Source organism: Ruminiclostridium herbifermentans (genome assembly GCF_005473905.2).
Taxonomy (GTDB): domain Bacteria; phylum Bacillota; class Clostridia; order Acetivibrionales; family DSM-1351; genus Ruminiclostridium; species Ruminiclostridium herbifermentans.
This window is the reverse complement of record NZ_CP061336.1, coordinates 4,758,970-4,778,868: the sequence shown is the minus strand read 5'-3', so window position 1 is coordinate 4,778,868 and position 19,899 is coordinate 4,758,970. Positions and strand designations below refer to the sequence as shown.

The following is a 19,899-nucleotide window of genomic DNA, read 5'->3' as shown; positions in this document are numbered from 1 at the left end:
AGCAATTAAGGATATAGTACAAGGCAAGGATGGAATTACATTCTTGGTAGATGGTAAAAAAGAAAGCGATACTCGTTTTGACATAGCATCCATAACAGTAAATAGTCAAACAATACTAGAGAATATTGATTCATATAGTGAAATAAAAGAAGGCTCAGTAGTAGAAATAGCAATGCCCCAATTTGTAGTGCAATCCTATCCTGTTATGAGTGCTGCTGTAAAATTAACTGTTATAAGTAATGGAGAAATAGGTGTAAGGGGAACAGTTAAGAATATAGAACAGGGCAAGGATGGTATTACATTCTTAGTAGAGGGTAAAAAAGAAAGCGATACTCGTTTTGACATAGCATCCATAACAGTAAATAGTCAAACAATATTGGAAAATATTGATTTATACAGTGAAATAAAAGAAGGCTCAATTGTAGAGGTAGTAATGCCTGAATATGTAGTAATGACTTATCCTGTAATGAGTGCTGCTATAAAATTAAAGGTAATTAAGTAATGGAGAAATAGGAACAAGATGAAGAACAGTTAAGAAAAAAATATTAAAACACAAATTATCAAGGCAGCTGTAACAGATATACCCCCACCTTGAGAGAACGTTTCATTTTCTGTGTTTGCTTAACAGAACCAATTTTTTATAGTATCAAAAAACACAAATCCATCAAGGCTATATATAACGAATAAAATCCGGTCTTGACAGATTTGTGTTTTTTAATTCATTGGTTATTAGTGTTTATGTTAATTTTTAGGGTAAACATACTTGCACGAAAGCAAAAACCTACACAACTTTCATTAAAAAATATAATCATATTCTGGGTCTATTTAAGCTTGTTAAATATCGAAATCTATCTTGTGAAGGCAGCCCATCACGCAGTCCTTTTTGGGGGAAGGTCTTGTCAAACTCTTTAGCGGCTGCGGGGTCTATATGATACACTGCATCTTCAAAGAATCTCCCCTTAATATTTGAAAGTGAACCAGGAATTAACTCTAAAGCTTGTAATGGAGGTGCATACATATTGTCAGCTGTTCCAATTTTGAAGGATTCAGCCTGTACAAAACCAAATCGACAATAGTAATCGGGGTCTCCGTATATTAGTATTGCATTATACCCAAGCTCTTTGGCTATAGCTTTTGTGTGCTCGATAAGTTTGCTGCCTATTCCCATACCTTGATATTCTGGTAGCACAGAAACAGGCCCAAATGAAAGTACTTCATGGTGTTTGCCACTGTCATCGAGTATAGTTGCCTTTGTATAAACAATATTTCCGACGATTTTTCCGTCGATTTCAGCCACATAATCCAAATCCTTAATAAAACAAGGAGCACTTCTCATTATGTGTAAAAGATAATGCTCATCACAGCCAGGCATATTTTGATTCCAAAAGGCTTCTTTCGTGAGTTCTTCAACAATTCTATAATCCTCAGGTTGTTCCTTACGCAATATAGCTTCTAGCTTACTGGTCAAATGTGCACCTCCTAAAATATGTATATGGTTTGATTATAGCATTTGACTGGAAAGAAAAGAAGATAAACTAATATAGAGTAAATATAGAAATAAAAAATAAGGTTGAGCGCTAAGTAACTCGCAGAAATAGGCACAGAATAAGTCAGACTAATAATCCATAATTTTGCTTCTTAATTTTACATGGTGTAAAATAATTACAATTATTATTGACTCGAACATATGTTCGGGTGTAAAATTATATTAGGTGATTGTTATGATAAATTATTTTCTTAAAGCATCCCTTGAGCGTAACAGAATCATTCGGATTATGTATTTAAAAGATAATGAAATAACAGAAAGAAACATAAGAGTGCTTGAAATAAGCGATAGTAATATTCGGGCGTTTTGCTTCTTGAGAAACCAAATTAGGGTTTTCAAGCTAGAAAATATTCTGTCTGCTTCGTTTAAAGTCAGTAAATGTGGTGAGATGGTTAAGTAGGAATATGTGGCTGAAAAAGTGACACTTATATCGGTACTTGAGGATTTATTATCTTGTGAATATAGACAAAATTATATAATTTTTGTAAAATTATAATAGAAATATAATTAAGTTAAGTAAAATAAAGTCGTAAATTACCTATTTTTTGAGTTTACAAGTTTTTGTTTGAAAATAATAATTTATTAATAAAAATTTTAAAGGACTTTTAGATTTTATATAGAATAACTATAGATACAATTTTTGTTATATTTACATAGAATAAGGAGACATGCAAATGGAGATATTTGAAAATGTTAATACTATCGTATCTATAATAGCTGGATTATTAAGTATACTTATGTTTATTTTATCAAGTAAAGAGAGAAGAAAATGTACTCAAATAAAAAATTTTATAGAACAGAAAATTCAAGTTGTTAGTAAGGAATCAACTATAAAGAGTAAAGATGAATTTAACATTAAACAGGTAGAAACATTTGATAATAGAAAAACAATTAGTTAGGGGTGTTCTACTTTGAATGATACTTTTAACATAGAATATATTGATAAATTTTGTAATGTTCAAGAGTTAGAAATTTCTGATATTAGTAAAATAATTAAGCAAATGATATCTATAAAGAATGATTTAAATCACAAAAGTAAAAAGAGAAATAAGCCTTACGATATTATTGACAAGATTATTCTAAATAAATTCTCTGAGAATAATAAAGAAAAGATAAAAAAGTATCATTTAGATTCATTTGATATTGTTGAGGATGCATTATCGTGTTTGGCTGGAATTGAGGCCTCTATTATTAATGATTTATTTGATTATTATTGGGAAATATACACAAGTATTTTAATAAAATTAAATATAAATATTAATGATGATGAAAGTATAAAAGAAAATGTTGATTCTATATATTTAGCTTTAAATGAAAAAATTTATGAACAAATATTTGCTGGCAAAAAATCTGATATAGAAATAAATAAAAGAATTACATATATAAATGCCATTTCAGCATATGTTTTTTATCAATGCAAAATTTTAATTCCCATTGAAAGTACAGACTCGAAAAGTCAATAGGAGATGTTATTATGATCGTAAATTTTGATAGCCATCCCAAAAACTCAATAATATATACTACTAGTATAATATTGTCCTATTTAAAGGCTAATGATGGAATAGCTAATTTTGAAGACTTATACAAGTATTGTATGGATTCAAAAATGGATTATTCAATATTTATACTTACAATTGATTGGATGTATTTGGTTGGATTGGTAGAAGAAATAAATAATAGAAATGAGTTGGTCTTATGCAACTAATTAGTTTAATTGTAGTTAAGTCTACAACTAATGAGATTATTAGAAAAATAAAATTTAATGAAAAGGGTTTATCGCTAATAGTTGATGAGACAAATAAAATTACTAGTGGAAGTAATATAGGGAAGACTACTGCAGTCAAAATAATAGACCTTTGTTTAGGTGCGAACTCACCTTCAAGCTTATATAAAGAAAAGGATACTGGTGAGAATATAATTGTTGGGGAATTTCTTGAAAAGAATAAGGTTTATGCTGAGTTAACATGTAAAATTAATGATGAATTATATACATTTAAGAGATCCTTATATAAAAATGGGAAAAATGAGATTAATGGAGAAATAACTAATAATATTGCTGAATATAGAAATAAGTTAAATAATATTATTTTTAATAATTCAAATAACAAGCCAACCTTAAGGCAGTTAATAACTAAGTTTATTAGGCTTGAAAATTCAAATGAAAGTTCTTTACTTAAATACTTAGGTACCTATACAAAGAACTATGAATATCAAGCAATATATGAGTATTTATTTGGTATTGACACATCGAAGTCAGAAAATGTTAACATTTTATCAATTAATGAAGGTATTGAAAAAGATATTGAAGCTATCTACAGGAAGAATGGAGTTTCTTCACTCAAAGAATTTGAAACTAAAATAAACCTAATGAAAGAAGAGGTAGATAAATTCAAAAAATCTTATTCTGAAATAACAGTTATAAATGGATATAATGATAAGTTTAATGATATGCAGGAATTACTGTCAGATATTCATAAATTAGAAGCAAATTATTCTAAGTGTAAATTAAAGATAGAGTTAATGAAAGAAAAGATAAAAAAAGAAGAAGATAAAATATTTAATGTCGATACTAAAATATTAAAGAAGTTATACGATGAAACAAAATTATCATTAGATAGCCAACTACGTGATTTTGAGGATTTAGAAAAGTTTCATAATGGAATGGTAAATAAACGGATCACAATGCTTAAGGAAGCTATGAATGAGTTACAGGTGGAATTAAATTCTACTAATCTTGAACTTAAGAAATTACAAAAAGATTATGAAAATAACTTTGTTAGTTTTAATATAGAACTTAAAGATAAATTTGAAGAAAAGTATGGTGAGTATTCAAAAAATAAAATAAAGCTAGAGAATTTTGAAAATGACTATAACTATGTGGTTGAAAAACAGAAAGAAAAAGATAACAATTTAAGTAAGAAAATAACTCAAAATAATAATGGTAATAAAAAACAAGAAATAGAGGAAAAGTTTAACATCTACTTTAAAGAATTAACGAAAAACATAATTGGTGAGACATTTGCCATTGTTATAAATGAGGATGATGAAGAGTTTCCAGTAAAAATAATTGGAATGAATGGCAAACCTGGTACAGGAATAAAAAAAGCAATGATAACTTGTTTTGACCTTGCACATGTTAAACTGATTATAAAAGAAGGATATCATATGCCGGTTTTTGTTATACATGATAAACTTGAAAATATCGACTTAAAAGAATTAAGAGGTATTATTGCAGAGTCTCGCATATTTGAAGGACAATATATCTTTCCAATTCTAAATGATCGCATAGATATGTTGGGGATAAAAGAAGAAGAAGTTGTTTTAAGATTATCAGCAGGAGATAAATTCTTTCATATAAAATAACTTTGATATGATTATGAGAAACAAAATGTACGAAAAATATAAAAGTAATTAGACAGGTAATTTGTTTGTCACTATGAGATAGGAAATAAATTATGTAAATTAAGCTTTCTATGACAAAATAAAAATATCATAGGAGGCTTATTTTATGGTGAAAAGAAAAAATTAAATGAGTGAAGGTAAAAATATTTCTTCAAAAAGTCAAGGACTTTCTATTATAATCCCTGAAACCATTGGAATTACTTGATATTAAAGTAGTTTTTATAATTAAGTTAGATTAATAAAAATAGACAGTGTCATGAAATATATAATCAGATAAAACAGAAATCAAAAAGAACCCTTGTCTGATTGCATTGAGGAGCAAATAGTAATTCCTTGTTGCTTCTTAATTTCTCTTAAAATTAGTAAATAAGTATAAAATCAATCTAAGAACTCCAAAAACTCACTAATTTAGCGAGTTCTTGGACAAATTCTGGTGCGCTCGAGAGGATTCGAACCTCCGGCCTGCGGTTTAGGAATAAGATTCTGATTTATAAAATATCTTGAAACCCCTGAAAAAAGCGGGCTTTAGTTTTTGACTATTTTGTCTAATTTGTCTGAAAAGCCTGTTTTTTATGAAAATGTGCCCTTATATGTGCCCCAAAATGTGCCCTAAATTTTCTTTAATCTATACACTTTTCTTTGCTTTGGATGTGGATTAAATTCTTTATCCATAGCTGCAGCAACACCTTTTTCTTTAGTAGTCAGCATGTGTGAATAAGTGTTAAGAAAGGTATCTTTTCTTGCATGCCCCAACCTTCCAGAGCCAGTTACAATATCAAAACCTAGAGCGGTCATAATCGATGCATTTGTATGACGTAATCCATGAAAGTTTACATGTGGAAGATTATTTTTTTCTAGAAATTTAGGCCACCATTTTGTTGGAGTATCAGGATGCATAGGTTTACCATTATGCTGAATAAAGAGTTTGTCGTTTTCAAAAAGGAGTTTACCTTTTTCCCTCTTTTTATCCTTATACTTTTTTTGCTCAGAGTAATAGCCTCTTAGAATACTCATAACAAAGACAGGCATAGATATGGTTCTGTTAGATTTTTTAGTCTTAACAGTATCTTCATATATACCTGTATCAGTAGTATAATTTGATGTTTTATTTATAGTAATAGTATTATTAATAAAATCAATATCTGTCCAGTTTAATCCCATCAATTCGCCACGCCTTAATCCCGAAAATAAATCAAGTAATATCATGGATTGATATTTAAGAGGTTCTTTTGATAAAGCATCCATTACCTTCTTGATTTCATCTTCCTCTAAAAACGGTCTTTCGGATTCTTCAACTTTAGGAGGATCTGCTTTTTGTGCAGGATTTGAAACAATATAATCCCATTTTACTGCCTTGCCTAAAATTGACGAAATTAAATCATGGTGATGTTCGATTGTTCGTGCAGATAAATTTTCAGTAATAATTTCTCCGGTTTTAGATTTTTTTTCTATAGGTTCTTCAAGCTGCTTGTAAAATTTATTAAGATGAGTAGGACTCAGCTTGCTAATCCTTATATGCCCTAAAGCGTCATATATCCTAGAATCAAGCATTTCCTTATAGCGGACTAGGGTTTTAGTTTTCAACTTACGTTCAGCATAATCTGGTAACCATACAGTTTCAGTAAATTGCCTAAAAGTCATATTACTTCGTGAGACTTTATTTTCTGATACAGCTGCAACAAACTTTGCAAGTTCAAGTTCTACTTCTCTTGGAAATTTTCCGTCATCTTTCATTGGTGTTTCGCATCTAATATTTTTTCTAAACACTTTACGATTTTTACCAGTTCCTATGCTTGCACGAAGTCTGTATCTCCCGTTTCCTAGTACTTCTATATTTCCAGCCATAACAATGCCTCCTACTCAATCCATAAATACGATTTAGGATAAACTATATAATTTATATAATTACTCCTAACTAGCGAACATTATTAATTATCTATGTAATTTAGAGTTGTTTTTATCAAATTTTCTTTATATGAGTATATGTCATTTATTGAATCTATATAAAATCTTGTAAAATCTTTATTTTCATCAGGAATCATTATTTGCTTCTTTTTGGTATCGAGATTAATTCTACATATGGTTTTTCTGATATTTCCTTTATACAATATTGCAAAATATCTTTCATTATCTTTATAAGTTATATCATCAGCCTTAACTATATCAATGAGCAGGCTCTTTACAATATAGTAACTTTCTATTTCTTCATCAGTTGTATGAATTTTTTCTATTACAGTTTCTACATTTACCTCACTGGTATTAGTAGTACTTTCATCTACAGTAGCAGCTGAGTCAGTATCAGATTTTAATGCAAATGAAATTTTTTCATTCATTAACTCACTTATATAGTCGTTTAACGATTTTTTAATAATTCCTCTATATTTATCAATAACATTTTGAGTTTTTACTCCATCATATATTTTTGATAGTATATACTTTACAAAATCATCAGAGGGCTCTTTTAGCTCGTTTGAAAATAATAGTTTTATAGCTTTTGAATATTTTAGTTCAGATGCTGTACTAAAAATATTATCAACATCAAATGAATCGCGACTAAACTTCTTAAGCTCTGCTACTATATTTGGTTTAATATTTAGAATATCAAATTCTAGGAATGGAGTTAAATCCATTTTATTTGATTCATCTAAATCAGTATAAAAATTATAAGTAATTCCGTTTGTCAATATTCCAAATTTAGCAGATGATGTACCAAAATATCTAAATAACTGTGAACTATGTTTGTCCAGACTTTCACCACACCACTTACATTCAATTAGAATTACAGGAGAACCATTCTTCATTATTGCATAATCAACTTTTTCGCCCTTTTTAATACCGACATCTGCCGTAAACTCAGGCATAAATTCATCAGGATTAAATACATCATATCCAAGCAACTGAAAGAAGGGAACAATTAATGACATTTTTGTTGCTTCCTCTGTAGGAATCTGATCCTTTAATTTTTGAACACGCGCGGAGAACTGCCTTACTTCATCGATAAAATCCATTTTAATACCTCATTTCTTTATGTTATTAGCACTTATATAATTTATATTCTATCACTCGTAATATTTTACATGCAATACCTTAATAGGATATAAAATACAAATAAGTACATAATACACTATTATTCATACAGATATTGAAAAAATAGAACGTATGTTCTATAATGAAAGCAGCTACCTTAGACTGTGCGTTAACAAAAAGGAGAACGCATATGAAAGAACTTATCATTGATATGATTGAACAAATAGACAATCCTGAGTTGCTAAAGCGTATCTACATATTTGTTAAATCCTTAATTGGCTAGGCTCGCTGCCTAGTCTTTTTCGTTATGGTCTTCTGCCATTAATGTAGCCATTTTAGCTAAAACATCCCAATCACTGGCATCTAATTTACTAAGCATATGAACAAATTTTTTCATAAATTCATTATCATTATTTGGGCTTAAAAGAGAGCCAGCCCACTGAGCTAGTTCATCTTCTCTGTCCATTTTCAAGAACATTTCACCTTCTCCAGTACGAAGCCAGATTTCATTGACGTTAAATTCTCTACAAATATCTGAAATTACTCTGTCTGAAAGATTTCGCTTACCGGTTTCATACATTGAAATTGCAGCTCTCTTTAAATTTATTTTTGCTCCAAGATCCTCTTGGCTAATACCTAATGCCTGACGTAATTCTTCTAATCTTTTATTCAATTTGTAACACCTCCTAAAAGGATATTAGCATAATAATGTCACTCTGTAAACATTTTTTTGGAGTATAGTATTGACTTTGTTTATTTTGTGACTTATAATGTTCACATAGTAAACAGAAATTAATAAAGGAGTTGTTAAGTATGACAGATACTGAAAAGAGAATTTTAGACACATTCAAAAAGGTAATTCCGGAATTAACAGAACGTGAAAAAGACAGATTGCTTTGGATTGGAGAGGGTCTTTTATTAAAGACAGAATCACAGCTAAGCAAAAATGTTTCATAGTATGGTCTAAAAAATAATTAATCCTAGCAAGCCGAATAGAGAAGAGGCATAGAAAGGAGGTGTAGAAACTATGCAACCAGCGACAGTAAACAATTACCCTGTTTTATGGAATGCTAAGACTACAGCTGAGTATCTTGGAATATCTTACTGGTCATTAACAGAATTAGCAAGAAAAAAGAAGATACCATTTGTTCCTATTGGGGATAGACCTCATTTCAGAAAGGAAGCTATTGACCAATGGGTCATTGAACAGGAAAAGGCATCAACTAAACCAGAAACTAATCGATTTGGGATTCAGAAGATAAAAGAATAAGAATTTTAGTGGGAGAGCAGATAAAAGCAAAATGCCGTATGGCTATAAAAAACTGAAAGAATTTATAGGAGGTCTATTATGAGTAGAAAAGCAACAGGAATAGTAAGAAAAGTGGATGAGTTAGGAAGAGTGGTATTGCCAATTGAACTTCGTAGAACATTCAACATTGAAGAAAAGGACTCTTTAGAAATTTTCGTAGATGAAGAAACAATCATTTTAAAGAAATACGAGCCTGCATGTATCTTCTGCAATGAAGCAAAAAACGTTGAAGCATACAAGGGAAAGAATATCTGCTGTAACTGCATAAGTGAATTAAAGAGGGGAAGTTAACAGAATGGACAAGCAAACAGCACTAAAAAATCTCGCTGAAAAACTTATCGAATACAAAGAAACTAAAAGTGATGGCGGGAAGAGCCTAAGCTACGGAATTTATCTAGGTATGCTACTTGCATACAGCCAGTGTGGTGTGATTAGTCACGAAGAATTCGAAATTTATAGTAAGAAAATAGCTAATACAATTTATCAAAATTAAATCTGCAAATATACAAAAGCGGGAGGGAGGACAATGGAAGAAAACTGGTGCTGTCTAGCAATTAGTATTTTAACGGACTGTACGCCGGAGCAAGCTGTAGTGATTTTTGAATTTGGAAATAATCGCAAAAAGAAGCCTGCAATAAAATTAAGCAAAGAAGATTTTGAAGGGATAAGAGAACATAAAAACAACGGATTATCGTGGAAGTACATAGGTGAGTTATTTGGGCTGAGTGAAAGCGGAGTGCTTAAAAGATTTAAGAAATACGAAGCGGATTGCGAAAGGCAAAGGCAGCAAGCTAATAAAAAAATTAGTGCTGTAGCAGAAAGGGATGATTCATATGCCAGAACTACGCCAAAAAGAAATTAAATATCGGAATTGTAGTTATTTCTATAGTGCATATATAGAACAAGGTATTTTGGTTAACAGCGGGTATAATTGCAGACATCCGAAACAGGAGGAAGTAGTCACAGAAGAGGGACAAGAGATAGGAAATTGCTATAGTTGGAGCTGTCCTTTGTGTATTAAATAGAAGAGGAAATTCAAAATCTTGAATTGCTAAGTAACTATGAGGAAGGAGTAAAAAGTATGTTACAAAACATTGATATAAATAAGCTGAGAAATCACCCAAAAAATCCACGAAAAGAACTTGGGGATTTGACGGAGCTTGCAGAAAGTATTAAAACTAGGGGAGTTTTACAAAACTTGACGGTAGTGCCTTGGTTCTGCTTTGATACAGGTGTCGGAGCAGATGACCCAAAGGTACAAGAGGAAATGGGTTATTTCGTTGTAATTGGGAATAGACGTCTTGCAGCTGCAAAACTTGCAGGGCTAACAGAATTACCTTGTATAGTATCAGATATGGATTACAAGACACAGTTAGCAACAATGCTGCTTGAAAATATGCAACGTAGCGATTTAAATATATACGAGCAGGCGCAAGGTTTTCAAATGATGCTCGACCTTGGAGAGTCAATAAACAACATATCAGAAAAGACCGGATTCTCAGAATCAACAGTAAGGCGAAGAGTAAAGTTACTAGAACTTGATAGCGATAAATTAAAAAAATCAGTAGAGCGTGGTGCTTCACTTCTAGACTACATGGAACTAGATAAGATTCATGATATATCACTAAGAAACAGTGTATTAGACAAAATAGGTACACCTAATTTTAAATGGGAGCTGCAGAGTGCTATTCAAAAAGAAAAAAAGGAAAAACAGAGGGCATTTATTATTTCTGAGCTTCAGAAATTTGCGAAAAAGACAGAAGATACAGCAGATCTTATCACTATAAAAAACTACTTCCTATCTGAATACGATCAGAAAATTGAAGTACCCGACGATGCTCAAGACACAGAATACTTCTACTATGAAACTGGTTGGGGAGCAATTCAACTATGCAAAAGACAAGATGAAATTAATGAGAGAGACAATGAAGATGACGAAGCGCAAAGAATGCGACAAGACAGAGAAAAAAAGCTAGTTGCATTAAGAGAACTGACACATCAAGCTTATAATCTAAGACTTAGCTTTGCAAAACAAATAACTAACACTAAGGCTAAAAAAAATATTAGAACAATAGTTGAGTACTTACTACGTAAAGGAACAGCCGAATATTTTGATTTTGGCATTGATCTTAATTCTATAAAAGAATATTTCAATATAGAGGTTGATGGAGATGATGAAGAGGAATTAAAATATGACGACATAGCAGATGATATTGCAAAACAGCCGGAACTTAGTTTATTTGCTATGGTCTATCTATCACTTGAATCAACTCAGAACCGCTATTATAACTGGAATGGCGAATATGAAAATGATGAAGATTCAAACTTAGTCTATGATTTTTTAACAAAGCTAGGATATGAAATGTCAGAAGAGGAAAAAGCACTTCGAGACGGAACGCATAAACTATTTGAAAATAGCGAATGTTGAGGATATAGCAATGGGATGCAATAAAAACTGGACTCAGAGTGAAATAGAACGGCTTCGTGACTTATGGGGTTCAAAAACAATTCCTCAGATAGCTAAAATCATGGGTAGAAGTCAAAATGCCATAACAGTAAAATCCAAAAGGATTGGACTTGGTGCTTTCAAAGATCATAGTGAATATATGCCGGCGCTCCAAGTATCAAAACTTTTAGGAATAGACATACACACTATCACAGACTACTGGATTCCCAGACTAGGTCTTCCATTCAAACATATAGCTCCAAGAGGTAAAAAAGAGTTTACTTACATCAGAATATCGTCACTCATTACCTGGCTTAAAAATAATCCTGATAGATGGGATAGCCGTAGAGTAGAATTATATGCTTTTGGAAGTGAGCCAGAATGGCTAAAACAAAAGAGAAAAAATGATTCTGCTAATAAGCCTAAAGGTTGCATTAAGTGGACACCGCAAGAAGATGCAAAGCTTATTTATCTATATCGACAAGGAGAAAAGATAAAGGATATTGCTGATAAATTAGGTAGGTCACTTTCAGGAGTAGAACACAGAGTAGCTCGACTGGATGTTTGGGGTTCGGGTGCTTACATTGGCAACAATCGTCAAAATGAACGGAAAAAGAATAGAAGAGCTTTTGAACACAAAGCACTTGAGGCTAGGTTAATTGCAACATTGAAGACAAGATTTAATCAGCTTAACTGGGATGGATTTTGGCAGAAAGATATATGTATGAATTGGAATCCAGTCAAGGGCTGTACTTCTGGAGAAATAAACTGTGACGAATGTAGCAGCTTTATAAGAATGAAGCCACAATACTGTAAGCGTTGCGGAGGTACATTTTATAGCAGACAGATTCAAGACATTTGCGATTTATGCAAAAAAGCTAGGAAGAAACAATATCAGAAAAAATGGGCTGTATTAAACAAGAGGACATAAAACAAAATTATGAAAGGAGAAAAGCTATGAAGAAAGTTATATCTTTTGGCAGTTGCCGATTCTGCGGACAAAACAGCCTGCATGATAAGGAAGATTTTGAAACAATAGAACAGGCTAATGAATGTGCAACGCTTCATTGTAATTGTGCTGAAGCTACAAAGTATCAGTTTCAAAAGAAAGCGGAAGAGAATAGGCGACAAGCAATAAAGCGAGCAGAGGAGCAAATAGAAAATTTATTTGGTGGTGGCTCAGCTTCATATGGATTGCTACCAGTAGAGAACATTATAAAAGAGCTTATTTTAAACTCAGCAATAATGATTTATGACGGCTTATTAAAAGATGTATCAGTTAATATTACTTCTTGTCTAAAAGTGAAAATTTCTAAATCAACAAAAGGGAAGTTAACTTTTATGAGGTCAGATGCAGCGGTATTTAAACAGGAGGTATAGCAATGAAATTATTAAATAAGTTTATGCCTTTGTTTAATATAGGTACTGATTTATCCTCTATGCTAGATCATACGTATATAGCCTATTTTGCAATATGTAATGATTGCGGGAAGACGTGGAATGTAAGCAGGTATAAAAAAGTTACAAAGAGAGGCTATATTTGCCCATATTGTACAAGTGAAAGACAAAGGGAGAGAAAATACCGCTATGTTAAAAGGTCGGTAGGTGAGCTACATAAATGATAAAGAAAGCAGAAAAAAACGCCTTGTATGCTATTCCAGTAGTACACAAGGCGTAACCTTAAACTTGACTAATTGCCAAACAAATACAATAACAGTATAGCATACTTAACGGCATAAGTCAAAGTCAACGCTAATAGGCGTTTACGGGCTCGTAATAGGTATTAACTTAACAACCATAAACAAGAAATTACCATTTATTAGCTAATTAAAGCTAATTAATATGATTGAATTAAAGGGGGTAAATATGTGCCGTATAGTAGTAGCTATATTTTAGAAAATTATGAGGATATATATGACATTCAATTTGAAGATAGCATAGAGGAAAAAATAGAAGCTCTGAGAGATAAAAATATTAAGAAATATAGAGTAAAAACAATAAAAAGTGGGCAAATGTTGGAATGTGAAATATATCCTATATGGAAAACAGGAAATAAAGATGTCAGAATGAAGAAAAAAAAGCCTAGTAGAGAAGTGCAAAAAAATTTGAATGAGAAAAACACAAAGAAAAAAATTATAAGGCTAATAAATACAAATTTCACTAATGAGGATATATGGGCTACATTTACATACGATAGTAAACATTTACCGGGCAGTCCGGAGCAGGCCAAAAAGGATATGCAAAATTACATTAGACGTTTAAACAGATATGTAAGAAAAAATAAACTTCCTGCTCTTAAATACATTTATGTAACCGAGTATGAAGAGGATGAGAAGAAAGGTAAAAAAAGGGTACACCATCACATAGTAATGAATTTCCGAGATAGAGATGCAGCGGAAAAAATTTGGGATAAGGGAGGTAGGACACACAGTAGACGATTGCAGCCTGATGATTATGGTCTGGAAGGACTAGCCAGATACATAACAAAAGATTCTAAAAATTCAAAGAGATATACAACAAGCAGAAATTTAGAAAAACCTAAAATTACTATAGCAGATAGCAAAATGACAAAAAGGAAAGCGGAGAGGATCGCCAGAGAACAGAATTTAGCAAGTGACACATTCGAAAAGTTATATGAGGGATACATATTTAATGACATTGATATAAAATTCAGCAAATTTGTGAGTGGTGCTTATCTGTATGTAAGGATGCGGCAGAGGGATAAGCCTCATATGAGGGAAAAGAATCGGAAAAGCAAAGGAGGTTTAGAGATTGCCTAAAAGCAAAATTCCAACAGCAAGTGAGAGCGTTGAGCAAATATATTTATTTAGATGGGCTACTTTATCATCTAGGACTATGCCAGAGCTTGAACTAATGTATCATATTCCAAATGGTGGAAAGAGGAATATTACAACAGCGAAGAGGCTTAAAGCAGAGGGAGTAAAAGCAGGTGTACCGGACATATGCTTACCAGTACCGAAGGGCGTATATCATGGACTATATATAGAACTAAAGGCAGGCAAGAATAAAACGACACAAAATCAAGACGAATGGTTAGAGGCATTAGACAATAATGGATATTTTACAGCAGTTTGTTACGGATGGGAGGAAGCTTCAAAGGTTATTACAAATTATTTAAAAAATGGAGGTAGAAGAGAAAATGTTTAATAAAAAGTTAGTTTATGTATGTTCCCCAGTTAAGGGAGATATAGAAGAAAATATAACAAGAGCGAAAGAGTATTGCAAGACTGTTTTAATAATGGGGTATATTCCAATAGCTCCACACGTTACATTCAACGGGATACTTAACGATAAAGTACAGCAGGAGAGGGAAACAGCATTAGCTTTAGGGCTTGAGCTTGTGAAACATTGTGATGAAGTATGGGTATTTGGAAATGTCATAAGCGAAGGAATGCAGGGAGAGATAGAATTAGCAAAGCAAATAGGCATACCAGTGAAGACAGTTTTACATACTGGTGGAACGGAGGAGGCAGAGCAGAATAACAATTAGAGAACGGCTTTTTGAATACCTACCGGAAGATTATGTGTTTATGAGCATTAAGGAAAATAGGGAGGAGATAGAATGAAGTGGTCAGATTGTGCAGTACAAGACTTAAAGAAATATTCTGGACTTAAAGCAAGCATAGATAACGTAGAGGAACGTATAGAAGCATTAGAACTAAAATTCGAAGGAATTAAGGTAAATAAAAGTGATAAGATTCCGGCACATGGTGGTGGTAGCAAGTTGGAGGACTATATGCTAGATAATATAGTAGAACGTGAACGTCTTAACTTTCTACTTGAAGCAGATAGGAAAATATTAGGCATAATAGAAAGGGGCTTGCAAGCCTTAGACAATACAGAGAGGCTTGTATTAGACAGATTTTTTATACATAGAAGAAAAGACCATATCGGAACATTGATAGAAGAGTTAGGAGTAGAACAAAGCCAGGTGTATAGAATTAAAGACCAGGCATTGTATAAGTTTACTATACATATGTATGGGATTGAAGAGTATTAGGACGAAATTGTAAGTAAAATTACATAACTTAAGTTTGCTTATAAAAATATATGTACAGTAATGATAATTTTTATATGAAATAGTACTTTAAATAAATCAATTTAGGATCTATTGCCATTATGGTAAAATATATTTATAAATTTTAATGGTATAAATGGGAGGGAAAATGGCTAATAAAGAGTACATTAATATACTAAAGCAGGATATAAATGAGTGGAATAATTGGAAATTAGCAAATTATAGTAGGATAAGACTTGACTTAAATGATGCAGATTTAAGTGGAATGGATCTTATGAGGGTAGACTTTAGTAATGTAAGCCTTGAATCTGCTAACCTAAGTAAAACGAATCTCAGAGGAGCTAATTTAAGCCAAGCGAATCTAAGTGGAGTAGATCTAAGTAGGGCAAACATCAGTGATGCTTATCTAATTGGAACAAATTTATATAGAGCAACCCTTACAGGAGCAAACTTGGGAGGGACAAACTTAACAGGAGCAAATCTAACAGGAGCAAATCTTAACGAGGCAGACCTAAATTTTGCAATACTTGAGAGAGCAACTCTAAAGAATGTAGATTTGTGCAGAGCAAATTTGAGTGCTACAAACCTTAGTGAGGCGGATTTAAGCGAATCGAACCTAATGCACTCTAGGTTTATTAGAACAGTGTGTGAAAATACTGATTTTAGTGGATGTAGAATTTATGGTATATCTGTATGGGATTTACAAGCAGGAAATAACATTAAATCTAATAATATTAAGATTACGCCATACGGCGAGGCTGACATAACAACTGATAACCTTGAAGTTGCACAATTCATATACTTGATGTTGAACAATAAAAAGATAAGAAGTGTTATAGATTCAATTACTTCAAAAGTCGTTTTGATTTTAGGAAGATTTAAGGAAGAACGAAAAGAAATACTTGATGCAATAAGAGACGAATTGAGAAAACATGACTATTTACCAGTTATGTTTGATTTTGATAAACCTGCAACTAGAAATACCCAGGAGACAGTTTTAACGTTGGCTAGTATGTCAAAGTTTGTTGTTGTTGATATGACAGAGCCGATATGTTCCCCATTTGAGATAGGAACTATAGTTAGAGAACTACGCCATGTGCCCATCCAACCCCTTTTACTTAATGGAGAAATACCATGGGGTATGTGGGATAGTATAGAAGGTTTACCATGGGTGTCAAATATCTCCTATTATCAAGATAAATTTGATCTTATACGTAATATTAACGAAAAAATCATTGAACCATCAGAAAAAAAGCTGAAAGAATTAGTTAAGTAATATTTTTGGTTAGTACTACCGTACATTAGTTAAAAATAATGTGCGGTTTTTGCTTTATAAAATTAGTTGATTACTAAATTCTAATGAGTAGTCTGTTTGAGTAAATTAATCATGTAGGGCAACATATATTTCAGTAACTTTTTAAAGTGATAAGGGAATATAGATATTTCTATCTACATTCCCTTTATCGGTATACACATTAATTATGTTTGTTTCGAAACGCACATATGTAATATGCTATACCCAGTATGTACATTGTGCTTCCAAGTATAAAATACATATAGGAGCCTCCTTTCATTGTCTAAGCCAAAATATTAAGTGGCTTACTCAACCTAAAGATGTCTTAGGTCATTACAATACACCTCTTTCCTTTACATGTTTCTAACTTAGAAAATCATGTAATCCACAGACGATGAAAGAATCAATAAGACAATATACATACCTAAAACATATTACCATAAAAGTAAATAATATGCAATAAAATGAGAAAAATAAGGGAAGTTCATACGGTTTTTATATGCTAAAATATTATGAAAGAATAATGTTTAGTACAAAGACTTGCGGTGTTAATTTGCTTCAAGTTTTTTTGTCCTTCTTATTTGCAGGATTACATCTTTTTATGCAGAATTATGAAAAATAATAATCTGACTAAATGCGAGGTTGACATGTTGGTAAATAATAAGCTGAAAAACACGAATGGTGTAAATTGTGAATCAGAGGCTAATAGAATAACCTATGATGAGTTTTTAAACGATAGATTAAAACCATTATATTCTAAGAAGAAACAATGTAAAAATGTTGAACAACTATATTCAAGAGTTGAATATGAGCTTAGGAATTATTTAAATATAAATAATATTCAAAAAGGGAGTAAAGAAGAAAAGAAGCTAATTATATTACTTAAGGCTAGTATTTCAGATGTTAGGTCAAGTGATACCATATCTATGGGCGGTTTAATTCTCACTATGTTTGGCATATTTGCAGCTTTACTTTCTGATATTATAGGTAAGGAATGGGTTATTATTATTTATTCGGGATTTTGTTTTGCGGGAACATATTTTATAAAAGAAGCGGAAAAGTGGTTTGGATATGCTGGTAAAAAAAACATGGTGCTGAATATATGTCTTAATCTTTTGGTTGATAAATAATTAATATAAAATAATATTTTATAACAAACTTTTTTAAATGGGTTATACTTCCTTTTATTTAAAACTTCTTTTCAATAGCTCCGATGCCAATGGAGCTTTAATTATGTTTTTATGAAGGATATTTCTATTTTATGAAGAAATATAGAAAGTGAAGGAGATGATTGCATGACTGATGTGACTAATAATAAAAAAGGAGAAACCCAAAAGAAAAATGTTTTATTATTACTCCAATAGATAATGAAGGCAGCCCAATGAGAAGGCATATAGAAGGCATTATTGATTCTGCAATAGCACCTGTTTTAGAGGAAGAATATGAAATTATTGTAGCCCATAGAATGTATACTCCAGGATCTATAAATAAGCAAGTAATAATGAGTATATACGAATCAGAATTAGTAATTGCCAATTTAACTGGACTAAACCCTAATGTTATGTATGAATTGGCATTTAGGCATGCAATAAGAAAACCAGTAATAACAATTATGGAATCTGGAGATCAAAAATTACCATTTGATGTGGTAACAGAAAGGACGATTTTTTACGTAAATGATGCAAGAGGAGTTATAGACTTAAGGGCAAATTTAAAAAAGCAAATTGATAAGATCAGTTGTATTAAAACCGAAGAAATTGATAATCCCATTTTTTCTGCATTAGAAAAAACTTTAAGTGAAAAAGCTATACTAGGAAAGATTAACACAGTTGAACCAATACAAACAAATGCAATGGAATACATTTTAAATCGCCTAGACAGGATTGAAAGTGCTGTTAAAAATAATAGAAACTCTAGTAATTTTTACGAAGAATTTAAAAGATATGCTGAAATAAGTAATAGTATAAATCAAGTTGAAATTAAACTTGTTGACAATTTTTGTTTTCAACAACTCGATTTTGTTGCCAAAGAAATTATATCTAAATTGTATTTAAATAAATCTATAAAAGAGATACTTAAGATATGGACTGAAAATAATACTATTAAAGTTAAAGTAAAATATGATGGATCAATAAAAGGATTAGAATTAACAGTGGAACGTGCTATATCAGAAGTATTAAACATTATGGGTTTATCTGAAGATATGCGTGAAGTAAAGATAAAAATAACTTAATTAGAATTTTAGATGCTTTTTAGTTATATTTAGGGTGTGAGACTCAATGGCCACTTTATTTTTGAAACAATTTAATATAGTGTAAGACTAAATTCAATACAAAGGAATTAACAATAAGGGGGATAGATATATTCTATCTCTTTTTTGCTGTTATTAAATAGTTTTTGAGAGGATAAGCAGAGTAATGACAACACCAGATTTAGTTCATTGGATTAATAAGCTGATTGAGAATAACAATATAAAAGCTTTTTATAATTCAAAGTTATGGGAACAAATTAGAGATGAAGCTCTGAAAAGAGACAACAACGAATGTCAAAAATGCAAAACTAAAGGGTTATTTCGTGCAGCACAATGCGTTCATCATATAAAGCATGTAAGAAAACATCCTGAGTTAGCGTTGAGTTTAGATAATACTATTTCTTTATGCAATAGTTGTCATGATGAAGAGCATCCAGAAAAACTAAATAATAAAAGCAAACCACAGCTAAATGAGGAAAGATGGTAGTACCCCCCGGTCAAAAAAACGAAAAAAATTTGAGAGTAGGAAGAACGGGTAGCAGGGTCGACAAAACAGAAAAACCTCACGCGTGAGAAAAAATGAAA

28 protein-coding genes are annotated in these 19,899 nt (G+C 31.5%); 24 read left to right on the top strand and 4 right to left on the bottom strand.

All coding sequences use genetic code 11. From position 1 onward, the window contains the following. Window positions 1–43: 43 nt before the first annotated feature. The gene (locus EHE19_RS19350) at window positions 44–502 is read left to right on the top strand and encodes a hypothetical protein (RefSeq protein ID WP_137699102.1); all 459 of its coding nucleotides are present in this window, start codon (window positions 44–46) and stop codon (window positions 500–502) included. A 306-nt stretch (window positions 503–808) separates the two neighbouring features. Here the strand turns inward: EHE19_RS19350 and EHE19_RS19345 are convergent, their stop codons facing one another. Continuing rightward, window positions 809–1,468 carry a GNAT family N-acetyltransferase gene (locus tag EHE19_RS19345; RefSeq protein WP_244648293.1) on the bottom strand — a complete coding sequence of 220 codons (660 nt, stop codon included), beginning with the start codon at window positions 1,466–1,468 and terminating at the stop codon, window positions 809–811. A 253-nt stretch (window positions 1,469–1,721) separates the two neighbouring features. Here EHE19_RS19345 and EHE19_RS19340 point away from each other — a divergent pair, with 253 nt between their 5' ends. The 5 genes from EHE19_RS19340 (at window position 1,722) to EHE19_RS19320 (ending at window position 4,909) form a co-directional block, all read left to right on the top strand. Further along, window positions 1,722–1,946, top strand: a complete 225-nt coding sequence (locus EHE19_RS19340; RefSeq protein ID WP_137699100.1) for a WYL domain-containing protein — start codon at window positions 1,722–1,724, stop codon at window positions 1,944–1,946. Window positions 1,947–2,220: 274 nt separating this feature from the next. Continuing rightward, a complete protein-coding gene (locus EHE19_RS19335; RefSeq protein ID WP_137699099.1) occupies window positions 2,221–2,445 on the top strand; it encodes a hypothetical protein in 225 nt (74 codons plus the stop codon). A 12-nt stretch (window positions 2,446–2,457) separates the two neighbouring features. Next, the gene (locus EHE19_RS19330; protein ID WP_137699098.1) at window positions 2,458–3,009 is read left to right on the top strand and encodes a hypothetical protein; all 552 of its coding nucleotides are present in this window, start codon (window positions 2,458–2,460) and stop codon (window positions 3,007–3,009) included. Window positions 3,010–3,020: 11 nt separating this feature from the next. Continuing rightward, complete coding sequence (locus EHE19_RS19325; RefSeq protein ID WP_137699097.1) at window positions 3,021–3,251, top strand: ABC-three component system middle component 6; 231 nt, start codon at window positions 3,021–3,023, stop codon at window positions 3,249–3,251. Then, entirely contained in the window at window positions 3,242–4,909 is a 1,668-nt protein-coding gene (locus tag EHE19_RS19320) for a DUF2326 domain-containing protein (RefSeq protein WP_137699096.1), read from the top strand. Before EHE19_RS19325 ends, EHE19_RS19320 begins: the two co-directional genes overlap by 10 nt. A gap of 648 nt (window positions 4,910–5,557) precedes the next feature. Here EHE19_RS19320 and EHE19_RS19315 read toward each other — a convergent pair. The 3 genes from EHE19_RS19315 to EHE19_RS19305 all read right to left on the bottom strand — a co-directional run bounded on the left by EHE19_RS19315 (window position 5,558) and on the right by EHE19_RS19305 (window position 8,648). Continuing rightward, on the bottom strand, window positions 5,558–6,793 hold the full coding sequence (locus EHE19_RS19315) for a site-specific integrase (protein WP_137699095.1): 1,236 nt from the start codon (window positions 6,791–6,793) through the stop codon (window positions 5,558–5,560). 83 nt (window positions 6,794–6,876) lie between these two features. Then, entirely contained in the window at window positions 6,877–7,956 is a 1,080-nt protein-coding gene (locus EHE19_RS19310) for a type I restriction endonuclease (protein ID WP_137699094.1), read from the bottom strand. Window positions 7,957–8,267: 311 nt separating this feature from the next. Further along, complete coding sequence (locus tag EHE19_RS19305) at window positions 8,268–8,648, bottom strand: helix-turn-helix domain-containing protein (protein ID WP_137699093.1); 381 nt, start codon at window positions 8,646–8,648, stop codon at window positions 8,268–8,270. A 140-nt stretch (window positions 8,649–8,788) separates the two neighbouring features. Here EHE19_RS19305 and EHE19_RS19300 point away from each other — a divergent pair, with 140 nt between their 5' ends. The 18 genes from EHE19_RS19300 to EHE19_RS19215 all read left to right on the top strand — a co-directional run bounded on the left by EHE19_RS19300 (window position 8,789) and on the right by EHE19_RS19215 (window position 19,801). Beyond that, on the top strand, window positions 8,789–8,932 hold the full coding sequence (locus EHE19_RS19300; RefSeq protein ID WP_171003659.1) for a hypothetical protein: 144 nt from the start codon (window positions 8,789–8,791) through the stop codon (window positions 8,930–8,932). Between the two features lie 70 nt (window positions 8,933–9,002). Then, window positions 9,003–9,245, top strand: a complete 243-nt coding sequence (locus EHE19_RS19295; RefSeq protein ID WP_137699092.1) for an excisionase family DNA-binding protein — start codon at window positions 9,003–9,005, stop codon at window positions 9,243–9,245. 78 nt (window positions 9,246–9,323) lie between these two features. Further along, window positions 9,324–9,575, top strand: coding sequence for an AbrB/MazE/SpoVT family DNA-binding domain-containing protein (locus tag EHE19_RS19290; RefSeq protein ID WP_190530434.1), 252 nt, complete (start codon window positions 9,324–9,326; stop codon window positions 9,573–9,575). 4 nt (window positions 9,576–9,579) lie between these two features. Continuing rightward, a complete protein-coding gene (locus EHE19_RS19285) occupies window positions 9,580–9,777 on the top strand; it encodes a hypothetical protein (RefSeq protein WP_137699299.1) in 198 nt (65 codons plus the stop codon). 33 nt (window positions 9,778–9,810) lie between these two features. Beyond that, window positions 9,811–10,146, top strand: coding sequence for a hypothetical protein (locus EHE19_RS19280; RefSeq protein WP_137699298.1), 336 nt, complete (start codon window positions 9,811–9,813; stop codon window positions 10,144–10,146). Further along, window positions 10,118–10,309: a hypothetical protein gene (locus EHE19_RS19275; RefSeq protein WP_137699297.1), complete on the top strand. Its 192-nt coding sequence runs from the start codon at window positions 10,118–10,120 to the stop codon at window positions 10,307–10,309. The genes EHE19_RS19280 and EHE19_RS19275 overlap by 29 nt, the downstream gene beginning before the upstream one ends. A 56-nt stretch (window positions 10,310–10,365) precedes the next feature. Then, window positions 10,366–11,712 (top strand): ParB/RepB/Spo0J family partition protein, encoded by a 1,347-nt coding sequence (locus EHE19_RS19270; RefSeq protein ID WP_190530432.1) that lies wholly within the window; start codon window positions 10,366–10,368, stop codon window positions 11,710–11,712. Between the two features lie 10 nt (window positions 11,713–11,722). Continuing rightward, window positions 11,723–12,661: a hypothetical protein gene (locus tag EHE19_RS19265; protein WP_190530430.1), complete on the top strand. Its 939-nt coding sequence runs from the start codon at window positions 11,723–11,725 to the stop codon at window positions 12,659–12,661. Between the two features lie 26 nt (window positions 12,662–12,687). After that, the gene (locus EHE19_RS19260) at window positions 12,688–13,110 is read left to right on the top strand and encodes a hypothetical protein (RefSeq protein WP_137699294.1); all 423 of its coding nucleotides are present in this window, start codon (window positions 12,688–12,690) and stop codon (window positions 13,108–13,110) included. Window positions 13,111–13,112: 2 nt separating this feature from the next. Next, entirely contained in the window at window positions 13,113–13,352 is a 240-nt protein-coding gene (locus EHE19_RS19255) for a hypothetical protein (RefSeq protein ID WP_190530429.1), read from the top strand. A 246-nt stretch (window positions 13,353–13,598) separates the two neighbouring features. Then, window positions 13,599–14,510, top strand: a complete 912-nt coding sequence (locus EHE19_RS19250; RefSeq protein WP_190530427.1) for a rolling circle replication-associated protein — start codon at window positions 13,599–13,601, stop codon at window positions 14,508–14,510. After that, window positions 14,503–14,898, top strand: a complete 396-nt coding sequence (locus tag EHE19_RS19245; protein ID WP_342343333.1) for a VRR-NUC domain-containing protein — start codon at window positions 14,503–14,505, stop codon at window positions 14,896–14,898. The genes EHE19_RS19250 and EHE19_RS19245 overlap by 8 nt, the downstream gene beginning before the upstream one ends. Beyond that, window positions 14,891–15,241 carry a DUF7768 domain-containing protein gene (locus EHE19_RS19240; protein WP_190530425.1) on the top strand — a complete coding sequence of 117 codons (351 nt, stop codon included), beginning with the start codon at window positions 14,891–14,893 and terminating at the stop codon, window positions 15,239–15,241. The genes EHE19_RS19245 and EHE19_RS19240 overlap by 8 nt, the downstream gene beginning before the upstream one ends. A gap of 72 nt (window positions 15,242–15,313) precedes the next feature. Beyond that, a complete protein-coding gene (locus EHE19_RS19235) occupies window positions 15,314–15,751 on the top strand; it encodes an ArpU family phage packaging/lysis transcriptional regulator (protein ID WP_137698765.1) in 438 nt (145 codons plus the stop codon). A 166-nt stretch (window positions 15,752–15,917) separates the two neighbouring features. Continuing rightward, entirely contained in the window at window positions 15,918–17,045 is a 1,128-nt protein-coding gene (locus tag EHE19_RS19230; protein WP_171003631.1) for a pentapeptide repeat-containing protein, read from the top strand. A gap of 665 nt (window positions 17,046–17,710) precedes the next feature. Then, window positions 17,711–18,193 (top strand): hypothetical protein, encoded by a 483-nt coding sequence (locus EHE19_RS19225; RefSeq protein ID WP_137698763.1) that lies wholly within the window; start codon window positions 17,711–17,713, stop codon window positions 18,191–18,193. A gap of 251 nt (window positions 18,194–18,444) precedes the next feature. After that, the gene (locus EHE19_RS19220; RefSeq protein WP_137698762.1) at window positions 18,445–19,296 is read left to right on the top strand and encodes a hypothetical protein; all 852 of its coding nucleotides are present in this window, start codon (window positions 18,445–18,447) and stop codon (window positions 19,294–19,296) included. Window positions 19,297–19,480: 184 nt separating this feature from the next. Beyond that, window positions 19,481–19,801: an HNH endonuclease gene (locus tag EHE19_RS19215; protein WP_137698761.1), complete on the top strand. Its 321-nt coding sequence runs from the start codon at window positions 19,481–19,483 to the stop codon at window positions 19,799–19,801. Window positions 19,802–19,899 lie beyond the last annotated feature (98 nt).

Excerpts from the sequence above, each read along its gene's own strand:
- EHE19_RS19340 (WP_137699100.1), top strand. The coding sequence starts at position 1,722 with ATGATAAATTATTTTCTTAAAGCATCCCTTGAGCGTAACAGAATCATT.
- EHE19_RS19335 (WP_137699099.1), top strand. The coding sequence starts at position 2,221 with ATGGAGATATTTGAAAATGTTAATACTATCGTATCTATAATAGCTGGA.
- EHE19_RS19325 (WP_137699097.1), top strand. The coding sequence starts at position 3,021 with ATGATCGTAAATTTTGATAGCCATCCCAAAAACTCAATAATATATACT.
- EHE19_RS19320 (WP_137699096.1), top strand. The coding sequence starts at position 3,242 with ATGCAACTAATTAGTTTAATTGTAGTTAAGTCTACAACTAATGAGATT.
- EHE19_RS19315 (WP_137699095.1), bottom strand. The coding sequence starts at position 6,793 with ATGGCTGGAAATATAGAAGTACTAGGAAACGGGAGATACAGACTTCGT.
- EHE19_RS19310 (WP_137699094.1), bottom strand. The coding sequence starts at position 7,956 with ATGGATTTTATCGATGAAGTAAGGCAGTTCTCCGCGCGTGTTCAAAAA.
- EHE19_RS19300 (WP_171003659.1), top strand. The coding sequence starts at position 8,789 with ATGACAGATACTGAAAAGAGAATTTTAGACACATTCAAAAAGGTAATT.
- EHE19_RS19295 (WP_137699092.1), top strand. The coding sequence starts at position 9,003 with ATGCAACCAGCGACAGTAAACAATTACCCTGTTTTATGGAATGCTAAG.
- EHE19_RS19290 (WP_190530434.1), top strand. The coding sequence starts at position 9,324 with ATGAGTAGAAAAGCAACAGGAATAGTAAGAAAAGTGGATGAGTTAGGA.
- EHE19_RS19285 (WP_137699299.1), top strand. The coding sequence starts at position 9,580 with ATGGACAAGCAAACAGCACTAAAAAATCTCGCTGAAAAACTTATCGAA.
- EHE19_RS19280 (WP_137699298.1), top strand. The coding sequence starts at position 9,811 with ATGGAAGAAAACTGGTGCTGTCTAGCAATTAGTATTTTAACGGACTGT.
- EHE19_RS19275 (WP_137699297.1), top strand. The coding sequence starts at position 10,118 with ATGCCAGAACTACGCCAAAAAGAAATTAAATATCGGAATTGTAGTTAT.
- EHE19_RS19270 (WP_190530432.1), top strand. The coding sequence starts at position 10,366 with ATGTTACAAAACATTGATATAAATAAGCTGAGAAATCACCCAAAAAAT.
- EHE19_RS19265 (WP_190530430.1), top strand. The coding sequence starts at position 11,723 with ATGGGATGCAATAAAAACTGGACTCAGAGTGAAATAGAACGGCTTCGT.
- EHE19_RS19260 (WP_137699294.1), top strand. The coding sequence starts at position 12,688 with ATGAAGAAAGTTATATCTTTTGGCAGTTGCCGATTCTGCGGACAAAAC.
- EHE19_RS19255 (WP_190530429.1), top strand. The coding sequence starts at position 13,113 with ATGAAATTATTAAATAAGTTTATGCCTTTGTTTAATATAGGTACTGAT.
- EHE19_RS19240 (WP_190530425.1), top strand. The coding sequence starts at position 14,891 with ATGTTTAATAAAAAGTTAGTTTATGTATGTTCCCCAGTTAAGGGAGAT.
- EHE19_RS19235 (WP_137698765.1), top strand. The coding sequence starts at position 15,314 with ATGAAGTGGTCAGATTGTGCAGTACAAGACTTAAAGAAATATTCTGGA.
- EHE19_RS19230 (WP_171003631.1), top strand. The coding sequence starts at position 15,918 with ATGGCTAATAAAGAGTACATTAATATACTAAAGCAGGATATAAATGAG.
- EHE19_RS19225 (WP_137698763.1), top strand. The coding sequence starts at position 17,711 with ATGTTGGTAAATAATAAGCTGAAAAACACGAATGGTGTAAATTGTGAA.
- EHE19_RS19220 (WP_137698762.1), top strand. The coding sequence starts at position 18,445 with ATGAGAAGGCATATAGAAGGCATTATTGATTCTGCAATAGCACCTGTT.
- EHE19_RS19215 (WP_137698761.1), top strand. The coding sequence starts at position 19,481 with ATGACAACACCAGATTTAGTTCATTGGATTAATAAGCTGATTGAGAAT.